This is a genomic window from Pseudoalteromonas sp. RWi3, assembly GCF_054960735.1.
Genome location: NZ_JBHNYL010000002.1, coordinates 99,588 through 125,202 on the forward strand (window position 1 = coordinate 99,588; position 25,615 = coordinate 125,202).

At 39.0% G+C, this 25,615-nt stretch carries 20 protein-coding genes; 10 read left to right on the forward strand and 10 right to left on the reverse strand.

Going from position 1 to position 25,615, the window contains the following annotated elements; translation table 11 throughout:
* Positions 1-4 precede the first annotated feature (4 nt).
* The 3 genes from tsaB to ACFI4Z_RS04055 all read left to right on the forward strand — a co-directional run bounded on the left by tsaB (position 5) and on the right by ACFI4Z_RS04055 (position 3,383).
* Positions 5-715, forward strand: a complete 711-nt coding sequence (gene tsaB, locus ACFI4Z_RS04045; protein WP_462669436.1) for a tRNA (adenosine(37)-N6)-threonylcarbamoyltransferase complex dimerization subunit type 1 TsaB — start codon at positions 5-7, stop codon at positions 713-715.
* 130 nt (positions 716-845) lie between these two features.
* Positions 846-1,178 (forward strand): hypothetical protein, encoded by a 333-nt coding sequence (locus ACFI4Z_RS04050; RefSeq protein ID WP_462669437.1) that lies wholly within the window; start codon positions 846-848, stop codon positions 1,176-1,178.
* A gap of 183 nt (positions 1,179-1,361) precedes the next feature.
* On the forward strand, positions 1,362-3,383 hold the full coding sequence (locus ACFI4Z_RS04055; protein ID WP_462669438.1) for an EAL domain-containing protein: 2,022 nt from the start codon (positions 1,362-1,364) through the stop codon (positions 3,381-3,383).
* On the opposite strand, the gene ACFI4Z_RS04060 is transcribed toward ACFI4Z_RS04055, so the two are convergent.
* Positions 3,380-4,669 (reverse strand): alkaline phosphatase, encoded by a 1,290-nt coding sequence (locus ACFI4Z_RS04060; protein WP_462669439.1) that lies wholly within the window; start codon positions 4,667-4,669, stop codon positions 3,380-3,382. The genes ACFI4Z_RS04055 and ACFI4Z_RS04060 overlap by 4 nt on opposite strands.
* A gap of 100 nt (positions 4,670-4,769) precedes the next feature.
* Here ACFI4Z_RS04060 and ACFI4Z_RS04065 point away from each other — a divergent pair, with 100 nt between their 5' ends.
* The 3 genes from ACFI4Z_RS04065 to rnd all read left to right on the forward strand — a co-directional run bounded on the left by ACFI4Z_RS04065 (position 4,770) and on the right by rnd (position 8,575).
* A complete protein-coding gene (locus tag ACFI4Z_RS04065) occupies positions 4,770-5,621 on the forward strand; it encodes an alpha/beta fold hydrolase (RefSeq protein ID WP_462669440.1) in 852 nt (283 codons plus the stop codon).
* A gap of 120 nt (positions 5,622-5,741) precedes the next feature.
* Positions 5,742-7,394 carry a long-chain-fatty-acid--CoA ligase FadD gene (gene fadD / locus ACFI4Z_RS04070; protein ID WP_462669441.1) on the forward strand — a complete coding sequence of 551 codons (1,653 nt, stop codon included), beginning with the start codon at positions 5,742-5,744 and terminating at the stop codon, positions 7,392-7,394.
* Positions 7,395-7,444: 50 nt separating this feature from the next.
* The gene (gene rnd / locus ACFI4Z_RS04075; RefSeq protein WP_462669442.1) at positions 7,445-8,575 is read left to right on the forward strand and encodes a ribonuclease D; all 1,131 of its coding nucleotides are present in this window, start codon (positions 7,445-7,447) and stop codon (positions 8,573-8,575) included.
* A gap of 43 nt (positions 8,576-8,618) precedes the next feature.
* On the opposite strand, the gene ACFI4Z_RS04080 is transcribed toward rnd, so the two are convergent.
* The 7 genes from ACFI4Z_RS04080 to ACFI4Z_RS04110 form a co-directional block, all read right to left on the reverse strand.
* Positions 8,619-9,491 (reverse strand): sugar phosphate isomerase/epimerase family protein, encoded by an 873-nt coding sequence (locus ACFI4Z_RS04080; protein WP_462669443.1) that lies wholly within the window; start codon positions 9,489-9,491, stop codon positions 8,619-8,621.
* Positions 9,492-9,568: 77 nt separating this feature from the next.
* Entirely contained in the window at positions 9,569-10,318 is a 750-nt protein-coding gene (locus ACFI4Z_RS04085) for a gluconate 2-dehydrogenase subunit 3 family protein (RefSeq protein ID WP_394189645.1), read from the reverse strand.
* A gap of 1 nt (position 10,319) precedes the next feature.
* Positions 10,320-11,999, reverse strand: coding sequence for a GMC family oxidoreductase (locus ACFI4Z_RS04090; protein WP_462669444.1), 1,680 nt, complete (start codon positions 11,997-11,999; stop codon positions 10,320-10,322).
* 2 nt (positions 12,000-12,001) lie between these two features.
* Positions 12,002-12,694: a 3-keto-disaccharide hydrolase gene (locus tag ACFI4Z_RS04095; RefSeq protein WP_462669445.1), complete on the reverse strand. Its 693-nt coding sequence runs from the start codon at positions 12,692-12,694 to the stop codon at positions 12,002-12,004.
* A 36-nt stretch (positions 12,695-12,730) separates the two neighbouring features.
* Positions 12,731-13,948: an MFS transporter gene (locus ACFI4Z_RS04100; RefSeq protein WP_462669446.1), complete on the reverse strand. Its 1,218-nt coding sequence runs from the start codon at positions 13,946-13,948 to the stop codon at positions 12,731-12,733.
* 13 nt (positions 13,949-13,961) lie between these two features.
* A complete protein-coding gene (locus ACFI4Z_RS04105; RefSeq protein ID WP_462669447.1) occupies positions 13,962-15,017 on the reverse strand; it encodes a sugar phosphate isomerase/epimerase family protein in 1,056 nt (351 codons plus the stop codon).
* Between the two features lie 7 nt (positions 15,018-15,024).
* On the reverse strand, positions 15,025-16,185 hold the full coding sequence (locus ACFI4Z_RS04110) for a Gfo/Idh/MocA family protein (RefSeq protein ID WP_462669448.1): 1,161 nt from the start codon (positions 16,183-16,185) through the stop codon (positions 15,025-15,027).
* A gap of 161 nt (positions 16,186-16,346) precedes the next feature.
* Between ACFI4Z_RS04110 and ACFI4Z_RS04115 the strand changes: the two genes are divergently transcribed.
* Positions 16,347-17,069, forward strand: a complete 723-nt coding sequence (locus ACFI4Z_RS04115; RefSeq protein WP_462669449.1) for a PAS domain-containing protein — start codon at positions 16,347-16,349, stop codon at positions 17,067-17,069.
* Here ACFI4Z_RS04115 and ACFI4Z_RS04120 read toward each other — a convergent pair.
* The gene (locus ACFI4Z_RS04120) at positions 17,059-17,937 is read right to left on the reverse strand and encodes a glucosamine kinase nucleotide-binding domain-containing protein (RefSeq protein ID WP_462669450.1); all 879 of its coding nucleotides are present in this window, start codon (positions 17,935-17,937) and stop codon (positions 17,059-17,061) included. The two genes, ACFI4Z_RS04115 and ACFI4Z_RS04120, sit on opposite strands and share 11 nt — an antisense overlap.
* Positions 17,930-18,670, reverse strand: a complete 741-nt coding sequence (locus ACFI4Z_RS04125; protein WP_462669451.1) for a copper homeostasis protein CutC — start codon at positions 18,668-18,670, stop codon at positions 17,930-17,932. The genes ACFI4Z_RS04120 and ACFI4Z_RS04125 overlap by 8 nt, the downstream gene beginning before the upstream one ends.
* 394 nt (positions 18,671-19,064) lie before the next feature.
* On the opposite strand from ACFI4Z_RS04125, the gene ACFI4Z_RS04130 reads away from it, so the two are divergent.
* The 3 genes from ACFI4Z_RS04130 (at position 19,065) to ACFI4Z_RS04140 (ending at position 25,449) form a co-directional block, all read left to right on the forward strand.
* Positions 19,065-22,046 carry a TonB-dependent receptor gene (locus ACFI4Z_RS04130; RefSeq protein ID WP_462669452.1) on the forward strand — a complete coding sequence of 994 codons (2,982 nt, stop codon included), beginning with the start codon at positions 19,065-19,067 and terminating at the stop codon, positions 22,044-22,046.
* A gap of 116 nt (positions 22,047-22,162) precedes the next feature.
* Positions 22,163-25,012: a discoidin domain-containing protein gene (locus tag ACFI4Z_RS04135; protein WP_462669453.1), complete on the forward strand. Its 2,850-nt coding sequence runs from the start codon at positions 22,163-22,165 to the stop codon at positions 25,010-25,012.
* 65 nt (positions 25,013-25,077) lie between these two features.
* Positions 25,078-25,449: an isoaspartyl peptidase/L-asparaginase gene (locus tag ACFI4Z_RS04140; protein ID WP_462669454.1), complete on the forward strand. Its 372-nt coding sequence runs from the start codon at positions 25,078-25,080 to the stop codon at positions 25,447-25,449.
* Positions 25,450-25,615: the final 166 nt, after the last annotated feature.

Below are 25,615 nucleotides of genomic sequence, written 5' to 3' on the forward strand. Positions count from 1 at the left end.
AAAAATGAGTAAATCAACTAAAACAGCACCCATCAATTTTTTAGCGCTCGACGCATCTACAGAAGCGCTTTCAATAGTATTAAATGTGAATGGTGATGTTCTCCATCATTTTGAAGAGTGCCCACAACAACATAGTCAAAAAATTCTGCCGCTAGTAGACTCATTGTTAGCGAAAACAAATTGTAATCTTAAAGACTTAGATGTTATTGGCTTTGGTCAAGGGCCTGGCAGTTTTACAGGAGTTCGTATCAGTGTCGCTATTGCTCAAGGCTTAGCATATGCTTGTAAATTACCACTGGTAGGCGTCTCAACATTACAAATGATGGCACAACAAGCGTATCAACAAACAGGCGCAACCCAAGTTTTTAGTGCAATTGATGCACGCATGGGTGAAATCTACTTTGCAGAGTATACACTAGGTGAAAACGGTACGATGGAGCTCGTTGCAGAGGAACAAGTGTTAAAACCTGAGCAATTAGTGCTTCAAGGCAAGCAAGGCGTTGCAGTAGGTACAGGTTGGCAAACATATCCGGATGCATTAATAAGCTGTCCACAAATAACAATTGATCCAACAATAACACTGCCTGATGCATTATTTATGTCAGCCTCAGTAACGGGTAACTTTGAGTTAGGTAATACAGTTGAAGCAGCTCAAGCACAGCCTAAGTATGTAAGAGATACGGTCACTTGGAAAAAGCTTCCGGGAAGAGAATAATAGTCAACACGGCCTAATGTTCTCTCTTTACATCGATATTAGTTGTTTTTAAAAGTAGTTTAATTTATATACTTGCAAGGATGCAAAATATAACACATAATTATTCAATGCGTATCAGTGAGAAACCGCTATGACTTTACCCATTGGCTCAGGTTTTTTTACCGGTGATATACCAGGTAAAATTACACCAAAACAGAATATAGCTAGTAAACCACAAAGTTTATTAGATAATTCTGCTGCAATTGATAAAAAGCCAGAGTTTGTAAAATCCACACAAGCCGGTATTGAACTTGCTCAAGAGCTGCAATCTAAAAGTACGAATGCTTCGGCTGAGTATCAGCAAACTATATACGATCAACCAACTCCAAAAGTTAGCAAAGCTATTTCTACTTACTCAGAACTTGCAAACCTTGAGCGACGTGCCGAGGTGCAAAACCTCATTGGTGTTGATATTTACGCCTAGCCTAGAAGCACGCATTGTTTTCCAGTCAGATTAATACTCCCTCAAAAACTAAACTCTACTAACTTTGAATTTTGTAAATTTTGAGTTAATTAAAGTTAAATTAATTCATCTTAATGTGGATTTTCAAGCTTGTTAATTTTCCTGAAATAGGTATTGTAGTAAGAAAAATAATAAGAATTTATCGTGCTGTTTTCTAAAGTTTTTCATCAGTTTAATCAAAGCGCAGTTAAGGTGTCTTCAAACACTGTTATTTTGTCTTTGCGTGAAGGATATATTGCGCTCATACCATTTTTTATTGTCGCTTCTGTAATTACACTACTAAACCAGTGGTTTGACTTAGCTGATAAAGGCGGGGATCACGCATATTTGAATGATTTCAATCAACTGATATGGGCGCTTTTACCACTTATCACGGTTATTTCTTTTAGTTACTATTTATCAAAAAATTTACGTCTGCACACAATTGCTGCACCTGTTTTAGTTCTTACGTGTTTTTCGGTTAGTACAGGGTATATAACGGCAGATGTTGACAATGTATTGGTAAATAATCGCTCAGGCGTTTTGTATTCAATTCTAATGCCTATTTTATGTTGTTACTTACTGAAGTACTTTTCTTCTTTTAGCGCTTTAAAAATTGTGGGTATTAGTACGATAAGCTTATTTTTAAGGAAGCACTTAAATTTAATATTTCCTTATTTACTCGTAAGCATTATCACACTACTGCTAATTCCATTTATCACTAACTTAGGTGAGTTCTTTCTTAGTTACTTAATAAATTTAGATCACAACCCTTCTATATTGGATAAGCTCAGCTTACAAATGATTAGCGCTCATCTACTATGGTTTGTGGGGGTCCATGGTGACAATGCTTACCATATTTTAACGCCGATTGCATATACCGAGTATGATGTATTTGAAGGGTTAAGTAGTTACAATTTTTTTAGCACTTTTATTTTATTGGGTGGAACTGGGTGTCTTTGGGGATTAATTATCGCATGCTTTATGATCAAAAATGCAGAGCATGAACGCAGTATAGCCCGTATTTCTATGCCTCTTGCTGTTTTTAATATTAGTGAGGTAATGATTTATGCACTTCCTATAGTATTTAATCCATTCTTTTTAGTGCCATTTTTGCTAACTCCTATCCTCAATGGTGCCATTTCATATGTTCTTATTGATAATGGCTTTTTAATATTAAATACAAGTGAGCAAATACCATGGTTTACACCTGTTATTCTAAGTGGATGGATGGCAACACATAGTTGGACTGGGGTTGTTTTGCAACTTGGGCTAATTTTACTCAATGCTATTGTTTATTATCCGTTTGTTTTAGCCAATAAACGTCATAACATTACAGGGAAAGCATTAGATATGTTGGTAAAACGATACAGTGCAGGGGAGAGCATTGAAGGGCAGTCAGAGCAATCATTTGCGCGTTCGCATTCGTTAAACCAGCTTGAACAATACAGTTTGAAAGCTGTAACTGATGCGCTTAATTCAGGCGCTTTATCCTTATATTATCAACCTAAAATAGACCCAAAAACCAAAGAGATTGTTGGTTTTGAAGCGTTACTAAGGTTAATTCAATCCGATGGTGTGGTGGCTGGGCCTTGGTTTTTAGAAACTTTAGAACAACATAATTTGATGTACATTATTGATGATTTTGTGATTGACCAACTTGAAGTTGACTTAAGTAACTTTGCAGCTCAAGGGTTCAAGCCTAATATTAGTTTTAATATCTCCCCACAAAACTTGTTAGCCGGGGGCTATAAACGTGTCGTTAATGCGTTTGCTAGATATCCAAATCAGGTTGAAGTGGAAATACTCGAATCAAGTTACATAGAAGACTTTGAAGCGACCGTTAAGCTTGTTAATTATTTAAATAAACATCATATAAAATGTGCAATGGATGATTTTGGCACGGGTTATTCGTGTTTATCTGTTTTATCTAAGCTAAACGTTAATACCATAAAGTTAGACAGAAGCTTATTACCAGAAGGCGATAATACAAAATCAGTCGTGTTATACCAACATTTAGCTAAGATATGCGTAGAGCTTGGCTTTAATGTTGTTGCTGAAGGAGTTGAAAGCCAAATGCATGAAGCAGTTGTTAAAAAAGCCCGGATACATTCTGCTCAAGGCTTTTTATATAACAAAGCATTGCCATTCAATGTAGCAATGGCTTTGTTAAATCCTAAGAATTAATTTTTGTTGATGTATCCAATAAGTTTATCCGCAATATCTGTATTGTTCATCGAGCCAACAAAGTCATTCGCACCTTTGCCATAAGCAAAGATTTGTACATCTACAGCGGTATGACCGCCAGTAGTCCAGCCTGTAAAGCTTGCTTTGCTAATAATATCTTTAATTGCAAGGTTTAATGGTTTCTCTCCCATTTTTTTGGCTTGCTCTAATTTGACTTTGTTTTCAGGTGTGAATGCTATCCCGGTATGCTCTTCCCATACTGGCTGAAGGTTTGAAGCGTCGAGTAGTAATTTTGTTAATGTTCCTGCCGTTGCTTTAACGCCCTTGATTACATCGGTTTCCCACTTATACTGACCATGCGCACCAATTGTTAAGCCGCCAGTAGAATGATCAGCTGTAACAACCAATAGTGTATTGGGGTTTTTATCAATATAAGCTTTAGCTAATTCGATTGATTTCGCAAAATCATCCATTTCAGCCATCGCACAAGCAATATCGTTAGCGTGGCCACACCAATCAATTTGACTGCCTTCAATCATTACAAAAAAGCCGTCGCTTTTTGTATTGTCGAGTAAATTTAAGGCTTTATTAGTCATTTTAGCTAGGCGAGCGGGGTTTTCGTCAAGAGCGAAAGGCATACCTGATGGCGCATAGAGTCCAATTGCAGGAATTTGTTTGATATTTGCTAATTCATTGAAGTTGCCACTGTATTGATAGCCAGCAGCTTTAAATTCAGCGACTAAATCACGATCCTCACGGATAAAATATTTTGTACCGCCGCCAAGCATAAGGTCAACAGGTAACTTACCTGCGATTTTATTATCAATGTAGTCGTTAGCGATTTCATCATAATTGCGCCGAGATTCATTGTGAGCGGCAAAGCTAGCTGGGGTTGCATGGTTTATTTGTGATGTTGCAACTAACGCTGTGATCATACCTTTTTCTTTGGCTATTTCGAGCATGGTTTTTACAGGCTTTTTGTTTGTATCAACCGCAATAGCGCCATTGTAGCTTTTATGACCAGAACTCAGTGCGGTTGCACTTGCAGCGCTGTCTGTCACCACAGTATGATCGTCAGGGTAAGTGTGAGCCATGCCTGTCAATATTGAATCAAAAACTGTTTTTTCAATTTCTTTGGTAGTTGGGTCATCTTTATAGTATCGGTATGCTGTTGTATAGGCTGGGCCCATACCATCACCAATCATATATATTATGTTTTTAGGAGTTTGTTCAGCATAAACTGCGCTTGAACACATTAACGCCAATAGGCTTAATTGTTTTTTCATTTTTGTACCCTATCCATTATGTGTTGTTATTGTATACCTACTGTATTATAAATAAACGTCTTTTTCGTTGAACAGACTTAAATTAAAGAGGAGTAACTTAGTGCAACCTTTTTCAATTCAAAGTGGCAAATTAGCACTTCGTGGCCTAACCTTTGGCGATGGGAATGAAGTCGTCATTGCATTGCATGGTTGGTTGGACAATTGTCACAGTTTTATTCCAATGCTTGAAAACGGAAATTTAAATGAAAAATGGTATTGCATCGACTTTCCCGGGCATGGGTTATCGGATTGGCGAAGTGAAGACGCACATTACTATTTTGTAGACTACGTTGACGATGTTTATAATTTGATTAACCAAATTGGTGCAGAAAAAGTCCATTTGGTTGGTCACTCTATGGGCGCTATGGTTGCTGGCTTATTCGCAAGCTGTTTTGCAGAAAAGGTCAAGTCAGTCACTATGATAGAAGGGGTTGGAGTTATTACAACGCCAAGTGATGATGTTGTAAAGCAGCTTAGGCAAGCGATTCTAAAGCGTTATGAGGTTAAAGGCAGAACGCAACGCGTTTATAAATCAAAAGAACAAGTATTTAAAGCGCGTGCGATGTCGAGCGACTTACCGCATAAAGAAATTGCTCTTTTAATGAACAGAAACCTGACAAGTACAACTCAGGGGTTTATGTTAACAACGGATCCTAAGCTTAAAAATCACTCAGGTTTTAGATTTGATGAACAGCAATGTATAGCAGTAATAAGTAAAATAAATGTACCCTGTCAACTCATTATAGGTGATGATGGTTATTCCTTTGTTAGCGATAATATAGAGAAATATAAATTATATTTCAAAGGTTTAAATGTAATTTCAGTCAAAGGAGGGCATCACTGTCATATGCAAAGTGCGCAACGGTGTTTAGTGCAAGTTCATGAGTTTATGCAGCAAAATGGTGCATGTTAATTGTATATCTGCCCCAAATGTGGGATTATTTACTGATTAGAGTATTTGCTCGATTGTTAAAGTGCCTTACATAGTTTAAGGTTTAATAAAAATAAATTATAAATAGAACAGGAGCTAAGAGTGGAAAAGATCTGGCTTAAGCGCTACCCAAAAGGTATGCCTGAAACTATCGACCCTGAACACTACAACTCGTTACTAGAAGTGTTTGAGAAAAGCTTCTCGGATTATAAAGATTTACCCGCATTTACTAATATGGGTAAAACACTAAGTTATAACGAAATGGACAGCGCCACAAAACGTGTCGCTTCATATATTCAAAATGATTTAGGGTTGAAAAAAGGTGCTAAGGTCGCGGTTATGATGCCGAACCTATTGCAGACACCGATCACGATTTTGGGTATCTTACGCGCGGGCTGTGTTGTTGTTAACGTAAACCCACTTTACACTGTGCGAGAACTTGAACATCAGTTAAATGACTCAGAATCAGAAGCAATCTTTATACTTGCGAACTTTGCAGATACGTTGGAAAAATCGCTATCTAAGACCAACGTAAAGCATATTGTCGTAACGCAAGTGGGCGATATGGTAGGTGGCCTTAAAAAGCACATTGTAAATTTAGTTGTCAAGCATATTAAAAAAATGGTTCCAGCTTATAGTTTACCAAACCCAATTAAGTTTTCAGAGGTTTTAAAGGGCGATGAAAGCCGCTATATCAAACCAGATGTGAACTTAAATGACTTAGCTTTCTTACAGTACACAGGTGGAACAACCGGTGTATCTAAAGGGGCAATGCTAAGCCATGGTAATATGGTAGGTAACCTTGAGCAGGTTTCAGGTTGTTTAGACAACGTGCTGGAGCGTGGCAAAGAAGTGGTTGTTACGGCTTTACCGCTTTATCATATCTTCGCCCTTACAGCTAACTGTTTAACGTTCATGAAATATGGCGGATTAAACCTACTGATCACCAACCCACGTGATATGCCAGGTTTTGTGAAAGAACTTAGCCAGCATAAATTTACAGCTATTACTGGTGTTAACACATTATTTAATGGTTTGCTAAATACGCCGGGTTTTTCAGATTTAGATTTTAGTCATCTTAAAATGTCTTTAGGTGGCGGTATGGCTGTTCAGCGACCTGTAGCTGAAAAATGGCAAAAAGTAACACACTCTAAGCTTATGGAAGGCTATGGCCTAACTGAATGTGCACCACTTGTAACAATTAGCCCTTATGATTTAGATGCTTACAATGGGTCTATTGGATTACCTGCACCAAGTACTGAGTTAAAGCTTATTTTAGACAATGGCCAAGAAGCAGCGAAAGGTGAGCCCGGTGAGTTATGGGTTAAAGGCCCACAGGTCATGTTAGGTTATTATAATCGTCCGGATGCGACATCTGAGTGTTTAAAAGATGGCTGGTTTGCAACCGGTGATATTGCAACATATGACGATGAAGGTTTTTTCTACATCGTTGACCGTAAAAAGGACATGATTATAGTGTCTGGCTTTAATGTTTTCCCAAATGAGATAGAAGAGGTTGTGGCAATGCATGATGGCGTTCTTGAATGCGCTGCGATTGGTATCCCTCACGACGTTAGTGGTGAACAAGTTAAAGTTTTTATTGTTAAAAAAGACCCATCTTTAACTGAAAAAGATATAATAAAGCACTGTCGTGATAATTTAACTAATTACAAAGTTCCAAAACTCGTTGAGTTTAAGGATGAGCTGCCAAAAACAAATGTTGGCAAAATACTCAGAAGAGCTTTAAAAGATTAGCAACTATAAAAAAACCGGCAACTGCCGGTTTTTTTATTGTAGGAGCACAAGTGCAATACCAATTGATTCAAACACAAATTCAATTAAACACGTTTGTTGAGCAAATTCGCAATAAACCGTTACTGGCAATTGATACAGAGTTTATGCGCAGACGTACTTTGTATCCTGAAGTAGCGCTTATTCAAGTCTATGATGGTGAGCATTTAGCGCTTATTGATCCCCTATCCGAGTTATCATTATTTGATTTTTGGGAAATCTTGCGTGATGAAAGTGTACTAAAAATACTTCATTCACCATCAGAAGACATTGAAGTATTTCAAAAGTACGCAGGGTTTGTTCCATCTCCTTTATTTGATACTCAATTTGCACTGCAATTACTAGGTCATGGAAATTGTATGGGGTTTGCCCATATGGTTAAGTCATTACTTAATATTGAAATTGATAAAAGTGAATCAAGAACTAACTGGTTGCAACGCCCGCTAACAAATAGTCAGCTTGATTATGCAGCCGCTGATGTGTTTCATTTATTACCGTGTTTTGACATCATCATTGGGCAGATCAATGCTGCAAACTATTTTGAGTTAGTGATAAATGAAAGTAATTTGGTTGCTCAAAAGCGTGCTTATCAAACTCCAGATGAGTTATTATATAAAGATATTAAAAATGCATGGCAGTTAAAGCCTTCTGAACTTGTTGTTTTAAAAGAGCTTGCTGCTTGGCGAAAGAACAAAGCAATACGCAAAAACCTTGCACTAAACTTTGTGCTTAAAGAGCATAACCTTGTTGAGATTGCTAAACGCAAACCCACTAGTCTCAACGGCCTTCGCAATATTCCAGAAGTTGAGAATATTGAAGTGAATCGCTCTGGGGTAGAAATTTTAAAGTGTATAGAAAAGGCAAAAGTAGTACCTGTGTCTGATTACCCTGAGCAATTAAAGCGATTAATCGACTTTCCTACATATAAAAAAGCAGCAAAAGATATTAAACAAACAATTACTAAAGTTGCAAAAGAGCAGGGCATTCCTGAGGATGTAATGGCATCTAAAAAGCAAATAAACCAGCTTATCAGTTGGAACTGGAAGCTCACACCCGAACAACGTAAAACCCATTTAAAGCCTGATTTACTCAATTCTTGGCGTTATGAGTATCTTAAAGATGCCATCAAGGAATGGGATGTCTAAATAGACTGAGGAACTCGTTTTACATTAAACGAGTTCCAATAGTTTAGTTTTGCATGGCTTTTAAAACTTTATCTAAGTTTGCTTTTGATTTAGCAACGCTTTGTAATGGAGTCATACCCACTGGAAACTCCTCTTGTTCTATTACCAACCATTTTGTGCCTCCATCGGTAATAAGAGAATTGATTATTTTTTTCCATGGATAGTTGTTTTCACCAAATATAGGGTTTAAGCCGTCTTCTTTGCGGGTGCGTACTTTTAAATGCGCTGCGTAAGTCCTACCAGCGTATTTCTGTATAAAATGTATAGGATCTTTACCTGCATAATGTAGCCAACCTATATCAAGTTGCAGTGGCAAGTTATTTGGAGTATTGCTGGCTAAGGCATCCCAATAAGTTTCATTATTAAATTGTTCAAACTCTTTGTTGTGATTGTGAAAACCAATATGCATATCATATTTTTGTGCAACTTCATTAAGTTCTTTTAGTTGTTCTGCCAATGGCACTATACCTTTGGGGTCCCATGCTCGCTCATCCCACGGCACGAACAAATTAGTCACGCCGAGTGTCTTATAAAATAATAAAGTACCCATTAAGTGAGTGTCAGAAAGCTTATCAAAGCCAATATGTGCACTACTGGCAACTAAGTTTAAATCATTTAGTTTGTTTCTTAATGCTCTTGGATCATCTGCATAGGGACCAAAATCACCTGCAAACTCAAGTCCTTCAAAACCCATATCAGCAAGTGCTGTGATGGTTGCATTAAAATCAGCCTTTAAATCATCTTTAACGGACCATAATTGCACGCTTACCTTAGGTGGCTCGAACGTACTTGCGTTACTTGTGAAAGGGAGCAGCGTAAGCATGATTAAAATGCTCACAACAGAATTAATTAAGAAGAAATGAGAGGATTTGAACATAAGATTACACCTAAATATAAGCAGGGAATAAATCCCTGCTTGGGCTGGGCTTAGAAAAATGGGACTTAGATTACTGATTAGTCAGTGTAAGCATATTGGCTTAAACCAAGTTCACTCAACACGCTATCAAGATGCTGCTTTGCTTCATCTGTAGGGCCAGGGTAATCACCAGCTATAGGCACATTACCTAAGTAACCAATGTCTTTACATCCTTGTGGTGAGCAAAAATAGGCACCAAGAACGAGATTCTTTAAACGTAAAAATGCATTGCCAATTTGCTGAAACTGCTCTGGCGTAGTGTCATCGAAATACGCAATATCATTCAATATTGCTGTTTGCTTTTCACGGTTTAGCGCAACAAATTTGGTTTTAAATCGCATAACGGATTCATCATCAATCCAAGCGAGGCCATGTAGAATAGTGACGCGATCTTTTTGTTGGCCGTTATAGGGTGAGCTGACCCACTCATCGATAACACTGGGAACATTTACCTCGGTTGCACTTGGGTTATCACCTTCCCTAGGTACAATATAATCTGATAAAACTGCTACTAGCGACAGTTGTTCTTGCGATAATGTGAGCGGCCAAGGTGATTCAGGTGGTATAACTAAATTAGGATCAGTGCCATAGCCTTTCGCAGTGATAGGCTTTATATCTATAGTAGGCCAATGACCTTTTGTACTGATACTTTCTTCAAGTGCTTTACTGCAACCAGCTGAGAGCGACACTGCTGAGCCCGCAGCTAATAATCCAAGCCATTTAAGTGATTCTCGGCGTGTCATTCCGGAAATATATTTGTAAGAGTCAACACGATCATCATTATGCATATCAAAGTACTCCTTGTTCTATTTGTTTGGAGATCCAAGTTGAGTTGCGCATGGCCAAAGTCATAATTGTTAGCGTACAGTTTTTGTGTGGGTTAGAAGCAAAAGTACCTGCATCCATTACAAATAAGTTGTCACAATCCCAAGTTTGTCCCCATTGATTAGTGACCGACTCTTTAGGTGAGCTGCCCATACGGGTTGTACCAACTTCGTGAATTATTTCACCTCCTTTTGAAATTGCTTTTTCAGCAGGGGGTAATTTACCAACTTTAGCACCCATGTTTTCGAGGATTTGCTTTGCTGTTTTTAAACCGTGCTCAATCTGTTTGAGCTCTCTATCAGACCATTTAAAATGAAATTTAGAAACTGGAATACCCCATTTATCTTTTTTAGTTTCATCAATTTCCATGTAAGAGTCATCGTTTGGTAGCATTTCACCGCGCAGTGCTAGACCTACATATGAACCATAAGCATCACGTACTTGCTGTTTAAGTTCTACACCAAGACCCCGTTTATCACCTGAAACACCTGAACCTGGCTGGTTGAAACCACTGCTTATTTCAAAGTGATAGCCTCGAGGGAAATCAAGTTCACCTTTTGACTGGGCTTTATGGCCCCACCAAGGAATAAATAAGTGGTTACCTGTATGTCCATCTTCATTATAACGAGGTCGACCTTTTAAAGCTGGGATTTGAGCACCTAACCATGCACCCGTCGAGTCCATCAAGTTTTTACCGATTTGACCACTCGAGTTAGCAAGGCCTTTAGGGTGCTTTTTGTGTTTTGAGTTCAGTAGAATACGCGCTGATTCGCAGGCACTTGCAGCAAGTATAACAATATCAGCATTTAGTGATTGTTCAGTGACTGACTTTTTATCAACATAAGTTACACCAGTCACTTTACCATCATCATTCACTGCAACAGACTTAACCATAGCATCAGTTATAATTTCTAAGTTACCAGTTGCTTTGGCCATTGGTAGAAGAGACGTAGTTGTTTGAAATGCAGCACCAATAGAACAACCAGAACCACAAGGTGTTGCATAAAAACACGCCAAGCGGTCATCTTTAGGGCGCGTTAATACTGCTCTATGCATGGGGACTGCAGGGATCCCAAGCTTTTTCGCTGATGCTGCAATTAATAACTCAGGAATTCTGGGTGTTGGTGGTGGCTGCAATACACCTGGTGCCGATGGTGGCATATCATCAAGACCTGTGTTTGTACCACAAATGCCCACTAACTCTTCAGTTTTGTCATACCATGGTGCTATATCTTCGTAGCTAAACGGCCAGTCTGCACCGTTTCCGTCTTGGCTTTTTCCTTTAAAGTCGTGTTCACTAAAACGTAGCGAATAACGTCCCCAATGGTTTGTACGGCCACCAAGCATGCGTGCACGCCACCAATAAAAGTCAGTGCCTTTGGCATTTGTATAAGGTTCATCAGGTACTTGCCAGCCACCATCAACGGTTGCATCATAAAAGCCAAAGTTTTTATCTTTATTACCAGCGCCCATTAACGGAGCCTCACTGTTTCGGCGAAACATCGGGCTTTCTGTTTTTGGGTCGTAATCACGACCGGCTTCCAGTAACAAAACTTTGTGACCAAGTTTTGTTAAGGTATATGCGGCCATTGCACCGCCGGCACCAGAGCCAACAACGAGCACTTTATGGTTGAATTTTGTCATCGTTATAGCTCCTTAATTTTTATATTTTTGAACCAGACTTTGTCACCATGATCTTGCAAGCCAATATGGCCTTGTTTTGAGGTTGCAAAGTTAGACCATGTAGCAAATTTACTGTTGTTTACTAATGTGTTCCAAGGGCTACTGCCTATCACCATACTGACGGTACTCACGCCGTTCTGCCAAACTTGTAAGTGGTTATTGAGCATTTTTATACGTACTGTATTCCATTGCATCGCTGGTTTATGTGCAGCAGTCGGTGCTGAGAGTAGATCGTAAATTGAACCCGCTAAATGCGAGTCTATTTCGGTATCCGCATGACGTTCATTATCAATTATTTGAATTTCTGGGGCGTGAGAGTAAATATAACTTCCTAGTTCATCAGCAAGGACAAAAATACCACTATTGCCAACTTCACTAATTTTCCAATCGAGTTTTAGGTCAAAATTCTTATAGATTTTTTTTGTTAAAATGTCACCGCCACCTTTAGTAAGTAACATTGCATTATCGTCTATCTTCCATTTAGAGCTAAGTTTATCACTTTTAAAGTTACGCCAATGAGACATATCTTTGCCGTTAAAAAGTAAATGCCAGCCTGTGGCGCGTTCTTCTTTTGTTAATGCATTATCTTGAGTCTGTGCAATTACACTGCTACTGAAGAGCAGTGCAAGTGACATAATCGAAATTGATTTAAGCATATATTACCCCTTTATTTTGTGTGCTACTTATTGCTATTAAACGCATTTCTCTACATTTTTTTGTTTTGTTATAAATAAGTGAAAACCAAAAAATACAACAATCAATATAATTGGAAAGATTAATAGGTTCTGTAAAACAGCTTGTCCAGCAACGATTTCAATTTGTTCAATTGAGATATTGCTCGCTTGCGCTTGTTGTTTGGCATCATCAATCCAATAACCTATCACTGGATTCCATAGGCTCATTGCAAACATGCCTGCACCACCAATTAACGACATACCTAATGCGCCGGTTTTAGGTGTATATTCGGCAACACAGCCAATCATGGTCGGCCAGAAATACGTTACACCAATGGCGAATAGCGCTGCGGCAAAGTAAATTGCGCTCCCTTGAGCTTGGCTCATTAAAAATATGCCGATGGTTGAAAATACTGCCGAGCCTAGTAACACACCAGATGGACTAAAACGATGAACAATTGGACCTGCAAAGTAACGGCCCAGCGCCATAAGACCTGTAATCAGCGCTAAAATAACCATAGGAGAGGCACCAGAAGAACCTAAAATTTGTTCAATCCATTGTTGAGTGCCAAACTCCGTCACTGCAGTTAGCGTCATACAAATGATTAAGAATATATACAAAGGTGAAAGCAGGTTTTTCACGTTGCTGCTGGTGGAGTTTTTCTGGGCATCAAATTTAGGAAATTGTGCTGTAAGCATCATTGCACCATAAATTGCAGTGGGTATTAAAATTAAAGCCACTTGCCATTGCCAGTTGAAGCCAGATGATGTCATTGCGCTTGAAGCTAATGCGCCTATAACAATACCGCCGGGAAACCAAACATGGAATCGGTTCAGCATTGTTGTTTTATTATTAGGATACATTTGCGCAATGAGCGGATTGCAACCTGCTTCGACAGAGCCATTAGCAAAACCGATTAAAAATGTTGAGATAAGTAATGCCCAAAAACCATCTGCTGAGATTGTTAGTAACAGGCCAAATAAATGACAAGCAAACGCCAGTGCGACTAATTTTTTAGCGCCAATGGCGTTATAGATAATACCGCCAAGCATAGTCGCTATCGGAAACCCTAAAAAGGCCATTGCATTGACCCAACCAAGTTGGGTGCTCGTTAAGCCAAACTGTTCACCAAGTTGACCTAAAATACCGGCACGAATCGCGAATGTCATAGAGGTGACTATTAACGCGATACAACATAGTCGAAAAATGAGGCTGTGATTATTATTGTTATTCATTGTGTAGTCCTATCTAGTTAATACCCAATATCCGCTTATTACGTTGGGGATTGGTATTCATTGCACTAAAATCATCAAACGCTTTGCTGACAGGAGTAATTATGTGCTGTTCAATAAACGGTGCGCCTTCTTTGGCCCCTTGTTCAGAATCTTTAATGCAACATTCCCATTCCAAAACAGCCCAGCCTTCAAATCCATATTGGGTTAATTTACTGAATATTGATTTAAAATCTATTTGACCATCACCGAGCGAGCGAAATCTGCCCGGTCGATCTTGCCAATCTTGATAGCCACCATAAACACCACTGCGGCCGCTTTGATTAAACTCTGCATCCTTCACGTGAAAAGCTTTTATTCGCTCGTGGTAAATATCAATAAATGTAAGATAATCAAGTTGCTGCAATACTAGATGACTTGGATCGTATAGAATATTTACCCTTGGATGATTACCTGTTGCAGCTAAAAAGCGCTCAAATGTAATACCATCATGCAAGTCTTCGCCTGGGTGTAATTCATAGCAAACATCTATTCCCATTTCGTCAAAGTAATCTAGTATCGGTAGCCAGCGTTTAGCAAGCTCGTTAAAGCCTTCTTCAACTAAGCCTTGTGGTCGTTGCGGCCAAGGGTAGAAGGTATGCCAAAGTAGCGCACCCGAAAATGTGACATGGGTTTTAAGTCCTAAATTTTTACTTGCTTTGGCAGCAAACATTAATTGTTTAATTGCCCATTCAGTTCTTTGTGTTGGGTCACCACGTAACGCTTCTGGGGCAAAATTATCAAACATTTCATCATAAGCAGGGTGCACAGCAACTAACTGCCCTTGTAAATGCGTTGATAACTCGCTGATTGTAAGCCCTGCTTGTTTAGCAATGCTAGTCACTTCATCGCAGTATTCTTGGCTTTGAGCCGCTTTTTCTAAATCGAATATCTCAGTATTTGATGTTGGAAGTTGAATTGCTTTATAACCGAGCTCTGCCGCCCATTGGCAAATATCTTTAAAATTATTAAATGGTGCTTCATCGCTGATAAATTGCGCTAAAAATATTGCTGGGCCTTTTATTTTTTTCATACTCTCTCTATCCAATTTTAAATGAGTGCCATTTAGTCTCTTCTTTAGAGGCGGCTACTGCATTTTCAATAAATGCCATGCCTCTAATCGCATCTTTTATACCGGGTACATCGAACTCTTCATTTGTTGCTGTTTTCCCTGCTTTTTTCGCGTTTATTTGATTTGCAAAGTTGACGTATATATTGGCAAAAGCTTCGAGGTAACCTTCTGGGTGGCCTGCGGGTGCTCGAAGCGAGTTTTGTGCTGCTTCACTTATTAGCCCAACGCCCGCACGTAATAATGTTGTTGGCGCGTTATGACTTTTGAGCCATAAACTATTTGGCTCCATTTGATTCCACTCTAAACTTGCTTTATCACCGTAAATGCGAAGAGATAAATTATTCTCTTCGCCAAGAGCGACTTGGCTCGCAAGAAGCACACCTTTACTATCATTATTAAAACGCAACAAAACTGTACCATCATCATCGAGTGTTCTGCCCGGCACAACGTGATTCAGATCAGCACAAAGTGAGCTAATCTCAAGGCCGCTAACATACTCTGTTAAATTAGCTGCATGTACGCCAATATCAGCGATACAACAGCTTATTCCAGCTTTCTTTGGGTCTAAGCGCCATTGGGCTTGCTTTACTTGTTCGTCTTCTGTATCACAAAGCCAACCTTGAGAGTATTCAACAATGACTTTACGAATAGTGCCTATCTCGCCTTGGGAGATGCGATATTTCGCTTCTTTAATCATTGGGTAACCGGTATAGGTATGGGTTAAGCCGTATAAACAATCACTGTTATCTAAACTTAGTTTTAAGCTCAGTGCTTCTTGTAGGTTTAATGTGGCAGGTTTATCTGATAAAACGTGAAAACCGCTCTCAATGGCTAATTTAGCGATTGGGAAATGAAGGTGGTTAGGGGTAACAATAACTACAAAATCTATGCGCTGATCAACAGGTAACTTTGCTTCTTCAATAAACATCTGCTGGTAAGTGTCATAACTCCTACAGGAGTCAATACCAAGTATGGCTGCTGTTTTTTCTGTGAGAGCTGGATTAGAGCTAAAAGAACCCGCTACAAGATCAATTAACCCATCGAGTCTAGCTGCAATACGATGAATTGCACCAATAAATGCACCTTCAGCGCCACCCACCATTCCCATTCTGATTTTTGGATTATTCATCTAAAATACCACCTCAATAGCAATCTATTGAATTTAGTTAATATCATGTTATTAATAATAGTGAATGGTCATCGTCAGGGGTAATAAAAATTCGGTTGACAATGCAACAAAATCGGCGTTTTATATATTTAGTTTCAAGTTAATTATCGAGGTTAAGTGTATTGGATATTCAACAAATTATTGATAGAGCAGGGGTCAATCAACTAATATCAGCATTTGATTTGTTGCCTGATATTTTGTTTTGGGTAAAAGATACTGAAAGTCGGGTTCTTTTTGCTAATCAACACTTTATTGAACATCAGGGTTATAAAACGTTTGAGCAAATAGCGTTAAAAACTGATTACGATTTTTCACCAAAGCATCTTGCGTTCCAATACGTAAATGATGACAAGCGAGTAATGCTAGGGGGAACTGTCACCGACAGGCTTGAATTAAATCATACATCAAATGGAGAACTAGCCTGGTTTTCTACATCTAAAAAAGCAATTTATTTGGATAAAGAAATTGTCGGTACTTATGGTATTACACGCCACCTTCAAAAAACCTCTAAAGCCTTGTCCCATGTAAGAGCAATAGAAGGGCCAGTAGATTATATTCGCGAACATTATTCACGCCCTATCAACATAGAGCACTTAGCGGAACTTGCACATTTATCTGTGAGTGCATTAGAAAGGCGCTTCAAAAAACATTTAGCTAAAACGCCGAACCAACTTATTAACGAAATACGTTTAGAAAATGCACGCAAATTGTTAGTTGAAACACGCTTACCTATTTCGCAAATAGCTTACCAATGTGGCTTTGCAGAACCCAGCTATTTTAGTAAACAATTTAGACGTTTATTTGGTGAAGTACCTTCACAGATGCGTGAAAACATTAACCGTTAGTATAATTTCTAGCCAGTTGAATAGCCCCTTGCTCCGGTGAATACTTCGCATCACAAAGGTATCCTTGTATATTTGTGGATAAGTAAGCGCTTATTTTATCTGCGACGCCACCGACTAGGGATATATCTGTAAATCCAAGCTGTACTAAATGTTCGATGTAACGGGTGGTGTAGTCTACTGCTTTTTGAATAATAGACTTAGCAATAGGGTCTTCATGCATAGCAAATACCAGTGGTGCGAAACGTGCGAAATAAGCTGGTTTTTCGTTCATTGCATGTTGAGTTAGCTGGTGCGCAGTGGCAAACTTGGTCTGAGCTAAAAACTCCTCAACTAATGGCGTACTTGAATAAAGGCCATCTAGCACTTCTAAAGTATGACGAAAAAGAGCAAGACCAATCCAGCTACCGCTAGCACCATCACTTAAAAGTAGTCCATGGCCACCTAGTTCTGTTACTTGGTTATTATTAATAACACCAGCACAAAAACCTGTACCAAGAATGATGATAGCGCCGTTGTTACTTGCGTGCGCTCCATGACAGGCTATATGTAAATCTGTAGAAAAATTAAATTGTGCAAAAGGATGCAACCATTTAGACATAGCAATTTTTGCGCTTTCAATGTTTGCCCCTGCAAGTCCCGCATAAGCATTGATAGAAGGCAAGACAAAGGCGGGTAAATTTGCCTCTTTCAGTGCCTGCATTGTTGCATCAACAATAGATTTTTGTGCTATTTGTACTGACGTTGCAATATTTGCAGCACTACTTTGTGCTTGAGCGAGTAAATCGCCTTCTGCGTTTTCAAGCCTGACACGGCATTTTGTTCCGCCGCCATCAATACCTAAAAAAAACTGTGGTTTTTTATCAATCATTCAATGCCTGCTTTTGAGAATTAGCTAAAATTTTACTTATCAATAATGGATTGATAAAGCCCTTGCTGTTCAGTACGCCCGAGTGTGTATGAAGTGACACTAAATTGCCATCCGCGAGTTGCCATAGTTTAGCTGCGTTTTGGCTGGATACACCACCACCTATAACGACTTCTATTTTATTTTGTGCCTTCTCAATAAGCTGTTCTAATTGATATATATTATGCAATATAGGCTGATTTTCATTCCAGTGATTGCCGTTGGTTAGGACTCGGTCAATACCCAAATCAACGAGTTGCTTTATTGCTTGTTGTTTATTACTTACACAATCAAACGCGCGATGAAATGTTGTTTTTAAACCGTGCTTTTGTGCACATGATACAAGTTGTTGAGTTGCATTTATGTCTACTTCTAACCCACATATTGCGCCAAACACTACACCCGTTGCACCTAAATCTGCTGCAGTCATTATTTGAGAGATCATCGTATTTAATAGTGTTTTATTAACAGTAAACTTATTTGCTACAGGTCTTATCATTACAAGAAGCTCACCGTGTGCAGGTATTTTTTGTGCACACATTTTGATCGCAGTAATTTCTGGTGTTAGCCCATCAAGATGCATTGCACTGCACAACTCAACTCTATTTGCTCCTGCAATAAATGCACTATTTAAATTAATAGGTAGGCTTATGAGGTTGTCGGAATTTATACAAATTTCTAAATTTTTACCTGTCACTATTTTTCCTAAAATAAATTATTTAGCAGCCATATATTATTTACCACTAAGTAAAACATGAGAAATAAACTATAAATTTCTTTTTAATTAATAGGTTATAGGTGTTTATACTGAGTGTTAACGTTGCTGCACTAATAAGTAAACTTAGTTTTTACGGTTTAAGACTATAAACCAATTCAAATTAAAATAGATAATAAAATATACTAAACGCCGATTTTGTAGCATTGTTAACCGAATTTCTATTATCGCTTTTAATTGTAAAACCCTATTCTGGAATTGTGATTTAACAACAATTTAACCTTGAAATTATTTATTGGTTTTTAGGTTTAACTCATTGTTTGACCTCATTAAGGCTTACACAACACAAGAATACACACAGTGAATGGAGATAAACATGAACAATAATAATAGTTTAGGCTCGCCAAACTTTGCTTGGCTGTTTCGAAAGTCAGCATTGATGTTGGCGATAATTGCAAGCTCGAGTAATGCATTGGCGCAAAATGAAAAAAACGAACAAGAAGATGACATAGAAGTTATAGAGGTGCGAGGTATTCGTTCTTCAATGGCAGAGAATCTAGCTATTAAACGTCTTTCAAATTCAATTGTTGATGCTATAACGGCTGAGGATATTGGTAAATTTCCTGATAAAAATGTAGCAGACTCCTTACAGCGTGTACCCGGTGTTGTGATCTCTAGAAGTGGTGGCGAAGGGGAAAATGTGAGTATTAGAGGGCTTTCATCTGATTTAACCCTTACCCAGTTAAATGGTAATTTCATAGCGTCGTCTCCGGGCTCTCCATCACGTTCCTTTAGTTATTCTTTATTGCCATCAACCATGGTTAAGTCTGTTGAAGTGTTTAAATCATCTGAAGCTCGCTTAGATGAAGGGGGAGTTGGTGGTACTGTCATTCTAAATAGCCGAACACCTTTAGACATGGAAGCTAACTCTGGTGTATTGAATGTTGAGTATACTTACGCTGATGTTACAAAAGAATATGAACCCAACTTTAGTGGTGTTTACTCTTGGAAGAATGAAGATGAAAATTTGGGTTTTTTACTTGGATATACAAATCAAGAGCGTACAAACAGATCGCTTACAGGCAATATGTCAGGCGGCGGGGGATGGCGCTGGGCAACGAGCAGTGATTTACCTGCAACAGATACTAATGGCAACGAAATAACAGATAGTACTAGACGTTTTGATGCATTAGAAGATGCATACGGCAACACATACGATGGTGTTTGGGCACCTCAAGTTGCTGGTGTTGGAATTACGCAAGAGGCCCGTGAACGAGTTGGAATTCAAGCGACTTTTCAATGGCGCCCATCAGATAATTTAGAACTTACCTTTAATCATTTTCACTTCGAACTGGGGCAAGATCGCACGACATCTCAATTAATGATCCCAGAATGGAAATACAATCCTGATTACTTAACAGGCGTTTTACTCGATGAAACTGGAACAATTGTCACCGGAATGGATTTTACCAGCGGGGCAGGTGGCAGTGAGGGTAATTTAGAGTTTCCTTGGATTATAGGTAGCTATACAAAAGAAAAAGACACATCTGATACTTATGACTTTTCATTTGAATATGCAGGCGACCTCTTTGACTTAAGCGGTAAATTTGGTCGAACAGAAGCAAGTGGTGGGCCTTCTGAGTCATTTAATGCGGCTTATAAAAGTGGTCAACCAGCAAGCCGAAGTGATTCAGGCGTTAATGAAAATGCCGCATCATTTGCAGGTTGGCGTTTAGGTGATCGCGTATCACTTTATGCAGATCCTGCACTATTAGCAAACTTACAATCGGGCGTTGCAGGCGACCCCGATCCTGGTTCAACTGGCTCAAGCTTTATTGTCAGTGACTTGGTTGAAGATTATGGTCAATTGGATTTAGATTACCACATAGCTTATGGCATCGTAGATACAATTCGTGTGGGTGTTAAACATCGAAAAGCAAGCTTACACCGTGAAACCAACAATACATTTTTTATAACACAAGAGGGCGCTAACCGCATCGCGAGTGGAGATTTAGACCCATTCAGCCAAGGTGAGATTGACGAAGTAGCCTATCAATGGATCGGTGGAATGCCAAGCCTTCAAGACGTGCTTAATGCAGAGTCAGAACAAAACATAGCGGGTGGTTTTGAAGTTAATACTATGCCAAGCATCAACTGGCAAAAGTACCGCAGTATAGTTACCAGTGAATACGCTAAATATACCAGACGAGAGCCAGATTTTGTGTTTGATATTGAAGAAGAAATCACAGCGGCTTATTTACAAGCTGACTTTTCGTTTGGTGATTTCCGCGGCAATGTCGGTGTACGTTATGTTGAAACACAAACCCAAATTATGTCGTCAGACAAGATTAATTATTTTTTAGATGATATTAACGACGTAACTGGCGAAGACATCTTAGGCGATGAGCGTTTAGTTGATGTGGAAACAATGACCACGCGCAGAGTAAAAGATGAACGTTTTCTGCCTAGTTTAAATCTAGTCTGGGAAGCAAATGATTCACTTGTGGTTAGAGCCGCTGCTGCTAAAACCATGTCACGAGCGCCATTTAATGATTTAGGTGCGCCAGAACAACTTACTTTTATATCCCAAGAATGGGCTGATGATCGCCTTGAGTTTAGAGGTAACCCAGTTGATCAAGGGTGGAGTGGCTCGGGCGGCAATAAAGCCCTTGAACCATTTGAATCAGTACAATTAGATTTGTCGGCTGAATATTACTATGGTGTTGGCTCTGCCGTTGGTGTTGCTTTATTTAATAAAGATGTCGATAACTTTATTGTGCCATTAATTATAACCTCAGAGCGCCCATTTGAAGGTTTTACAAACCCATTCACAAATGAAGAAATAGTACCTGCAGGTGATATTACCGTTACTCCATTTACAACAACAGCAAATGGTACTAACGCAACATCGCGCGGCATTGAAATCTTTGCACAGCATTCTTTTGAAAATGGTTTTGGGATCAATGCTAACTACACCTTAAATGATACAAATCAGGCTGATGTTAGTGTGGATGGCGAGAAAGTTGGTGAGTCTGCACTTGTTGGTAGCGCAGATGATCAATTTAACTTTTCTGCATACTTTGAAAATCAAGACTACAGCGTTAGAGCTTCTTATAACCGTCGAGGAAAAATGGCATTAGGCCTTGCAGATGGCTTAACAGTTTCACAACAACCCTATCAACAAGTTGATTTGAACGCGTCTTATAACATTATAGAAAATCTAATTCTGTCTGTATCTGTAATCAATTTAACCAAGGAAGAAGCGCGTACTTATTATGGTGACGATAGTAAAAATCGCCTGCGTAGTAGTAGTTACACTGGACGTAGATACTATGCCGGCATGACTTATCGTTTTTAAAACCATATCAATAAGTACATGTTAATACACTAATCAAATCAACTGGCTACGCCATAAAAAATAACGACTAAGGCAAGTTAGTGTGTAAACGATACCTGAATTTTTAAGGCACTATTATGAATAAACTAAAATTTTTTAAACTTGTAGGGACTCCTATTCTCACTGCTGGATTATTAAGTGGCTGTGGAGGAGGGAGTAACGATCCTCAAAAAGAGGATGTTCCTGTTACACCAGATATGACATATGCAGAAATTGCAGGTTCAGTAGTAAAAGGTTCAATTGCAAACGCAGATATATCAGTAAGCGCATTAAATGGTACTGAGCTAACAATTAGTGGCACTCAATTTACAGACAATGAAGGAAAGTTTTTTGTCGAATTGGCATCAGCCCCAGGCTTTGGAATTAACACCACAGTTAAGCTAAATGTTGTAACGAGTGAAAGCTCAACTATGTTGTGCGACGCTTTGCAGTGTGGTGAGACAGACTTTGCACAGTTAACAGCAGAAGGAGCAATTGCAGGAAACACCTTTACTACTTTAGGTCAATTATCTGTTGATTATGGTAATACAAACAATGGCGTAGAGGATACAACACTCCAAGCTAATGCACTTACCACACTTGCAACACAATTATTAGAACAACAGATTAATGAAGGTAAGAATGTATCCACACCAGAATTGATGGTATTAGCACAAAGTCAGGTGTCTGATCTGTTATTAAGGTTGTTGGGTTGGAACACAAGTAACAGTAATGTATTTACAACACCGGTAATTGGCGCGGATAAACTTGAAAACTTTATTGAGGGTGAAAACTGCGAAGAAAATGATGCTGGTGAGCAGGTCTGTTCAATTAAATATGCTGATGAAACAACCATTAAATTGTCTTTACTTAATGCATCATTTGCTCAATACAGTGACACTCAAACATTAAAAACAGTTTTAGATTCTGCCCAGCAGAATATTCAGTTGGCACTCGCAGAGGATAACGTTGCTTTAGAGACGCTTCGTCAATCAACCTTTGATGCTATCAGTATTCATCCGTTAACAGAGCAACTTGGATTAACGGCTGATCTAATTGTAGATGTATCACTGTCATTATTTGATGAACCCGTATCAACGGGTCCATTACAAGAGGTAACAACACAAGCAAATTTAGCGGGTGCTGTTTACACAGCAAGAAATGCAATAAGTGATGCCGAGGATGCAGCAAAAGCATTTGATTCAAATATTGATACTAAATGGTTAGACCACAATGATTGGTTAGGCGCACCTACTGAGGAGGATCCTTCTTGGATACAGGTTGATTTTACAAATCCTCATGCAGTGAACAGTCTATTTATTACAAGTGCTAATGATGCTCCTGAGCGAGACCCAGAAAACTTCACAATCTTAGGATCGAATGATGCTGGAGAAACATGGTCAAACCTTGCCAGCTTTGTCGGTGCATCATTTGATGAACGTCTTTTGCGACAAGAGTTCAGCTTTACTAATGCTCAAAAATTTAAAAGCTTTCGCATCAATATAACAAAGAACAAAAATAATGACGGCTTAGTGCAGTTATCAGATATTCAAATGATTGGCCCAGTGTTTAATAGTGTTGACCATACGAATGAAATGAATGGCGTAGCAACGGCTCGATACAGCATTGGCGATGCAGAAAACCAAGATAAGGCATTTGATAACGACCCATCTACTAAATGGCTTGATCATAATGACTGGAACGGCGCTCCAACCGAAGCTGATCCATCGTGGATACAAATGGATTTTGACAGTGCTGTTGCAGTTGATACGTTAGCGATTACAAGTGCTAATGATGCACCAGAGCGCGATCCAGAAAACTTTACATTATTAGCCTCAAATGATGGCGGAACAACTTGGCTTGAACTTGCAAATTGGGTAGGTGAATCATTTGATGAACGAGCGCAAAGAAGAGCCTTTACATTTCAAAATCAATTAGCATTTACAAGCTACCGATTAGAAATCAGTAAAAATAAGAATAATGATGGGTTGCTGCAAATAGCCAATATAGACTTAATCGGCCCTGTGAAACCAGGTTTAGATCACAGCAAAGCAGATGGCGTGAAGTATAGTGCACGCTATAGTATTAGCGACAGTGAAAGTGCAGCCAAAGCTTTTGATAATGACGTTAACACAAAATGGCTTGACCACAATGATTGGCAAGGCGCACCAACTGATGAAGACCCTGCTTGGATACAAGTTCAGTTACCCCAGGCAAAAGCGGTAAATGTATTGTCAATAACCAGTGCTGGCGATGCACCAGAGCGTGACCCAGAATCATTTAGTATTTTGGGTTCTAATAATGCAGAGGATTGGGTTAATTTAGCTTCGTGGGTTGGTGAAACATTTGAACAGCGCTATGAACGAAAAAACCTCCAATTTAGTAATAACTTAGCTTATAGCTATTATCGTTTGTCAGTAAGCAAAAATGCTAATAATGATGGTTTAGTACAAATTGCTGAAATCGCCACGGTTGGCCCTGATTATGCCTACACAGACTTAAGTCGCTTACCTGATGCTATTTACAGTGCTCGCTATAGTATTGGCGATGGTGAAAGTGCTGATAAAGCGTTTGATGGTGATGTTAATACAAAATGGCTTGATCACAATGATTGGCAAGGTGCACCGACTGCTGACGACCCTTCTTGGATCCAAGTAGATTTTACTCAAAAACAAGTTGTTAGCGGTTTAGCTATTACAAGTGCAAATGATGCGCCAGAGCGCGACCCTGAAAACTTTAGTTTACTGGGCTCAAATGATGGTGGACAAACATGGGAAGAAATTGCTGCTTTTGTAGGAGAAAGCTGGGATACCCGTTTTCAACGCCGTAATTTTGATTTCAGTAATGGTTTTGGCTATTTAAGCTATCGTTTGAATATCAGTAAAAACGCAAACAATGATGGACTCGTCCAAATCGCAGAAATTGAGTTACTTGGACTAGATAAATAGTTTTAACAGACCAAAGGTCAGAGCTTATTCTGGCCTTTTTTATTAATGCCAATCTAGGTTAACCAATGAATACTAAACGAACATTTTTAAAACAATCAGTTACAACTTTACTTGCTTTAGGTGCCTCAACATTAACGAGTAAAAGTATGGCAAGCTCGCCTCAGATTACAGCTAGAACCAACAAGACAAAAATACGCAATATGCCTATCGTCGTGTCAACTTGGCAGCATGGCTTAGCCGCAAATCAAGCCGCTTGGCAGGTTCTTACCCAGCAAGGCAAGGCTATAGATGCCGTTGAAACGGGTGTTAGAATCCCTGAAGCCGACCCAGATGTAATGACTGTTGGGTACGGTGGCTATCCAGATAGAGAAGGTAACGTCACCCTTGATGCAAGTATACCCAAGCCACCTCAAGATGCGAGTTTCAGTTGGAATTAAAAGTGATTTAGGCAAGGCATTGATTGCAAAAAATAGTGGTTCTATTGTTAAAATAAATAACGCAGTATAAATCACTTTTAAACCAACCCCTTGGGCGTTTCACAGGACTTACTCTCATCGTTGTTACTTCTTAAAAGGGATGGCCATTGTTGCAAAGTAACGCCTT

Coding starts and splice junctions, on each gene's coding strand:
- tsaB (WP_462669436.1), top strand. CDS start 5: ATGAGTAAATCAACTAAAACAGCACCCATCAATTTTTTAGCGCTCGAC.
- ACFI4Z_RS04050 (WP_462669437.1), top strand. CDS start 846: ATGACTTTACCCATTGGCTCAGGTTTTTTTACCGGTGATATACCAGGT.
- ACFI4Z_RS04060 (WP_462669439.1), bottom strand. CDS start 4,669: ATGAAAAAACAATTAAGCCTATTGGCGTTAATGTGTTCAAGCGCAGTT.
- ACFI4Z_RS04080 (WP_462669443.1), bottom strand. CDS start 9,491: ATGTTCAAATCCTCTCATTTCTTCTTAATTAATTCTGTTGTGAGCATT.
- ACFI4Z_RS04085 (WP_394189645.1), bottom strand. CDS start 10,318: ATGCATAATGATGATCGTGTTGACTCTTACAAATATATTTCCGGAATG.
- ACFI4Z_RS04090 (WP_462669444.1), bottom strand. CDS start 11,999: ATGACAAAATTCAACCATAAAGTGCTCGTTGTTGGCTCTGGTGCCGGC.
- ACFI4Z_RS04095 (WP_462669445.1), bottom strand. CDS start 12,694: ATGCTTAAATCAATTTCGATTATGTCACTTGCACTGCTCTTCAGTAGC.
- ACFI4Z_RS04100 (WP_462669446.1), bottom strand. CDS start 13,948: ATGAATAACAATAATAATCACAGCCTCATTTTTCGACTATGTTGTATC.
- ACFI4Z_RS04105 (WP_462669447.1), bottom strand. CDS start 15,017: ATGAAAAAAATAAAAGGCCCAGCAATATTTTTAGCGCAATTTATCAGC.
- ACFI4Z_RS04110 (WP_462669448.1), bottom strand. CDS start 16,185: ATGAATAATCCAAAAATCAGAATGGGAATGGTGGGTGGCGCTGAAGGT.
- ACFI4Z_RS04120 (WP_462669450.1), bottom strand. CDS start 17,937: ATGATTGATAAAAAACCACAGTTTTTTTTAGGTATTGATGGCGGCGGA.
- ACFI4Z_RS04130 (WP_462669452.1), top strand. CDS start 19,065: ATGAACAATAATAATAGTTTAGGCTCGCCAAACTTTGCTTGGCTGTTT.
- ACFI4Z_RS04135 (WP_462669453.1), top strand. CDS start 22,163: ATGAATAAACTAAAATTTTTTAAACTTGTAGGGACTCCTATTCTCACT.
- ACFI4Z_RS04140 (WP_462669454.1), top strand. CDS start 25,078: ATGAATACTAAACGAACATTTTTAAAACAATCAGTTACAACTTTACTT.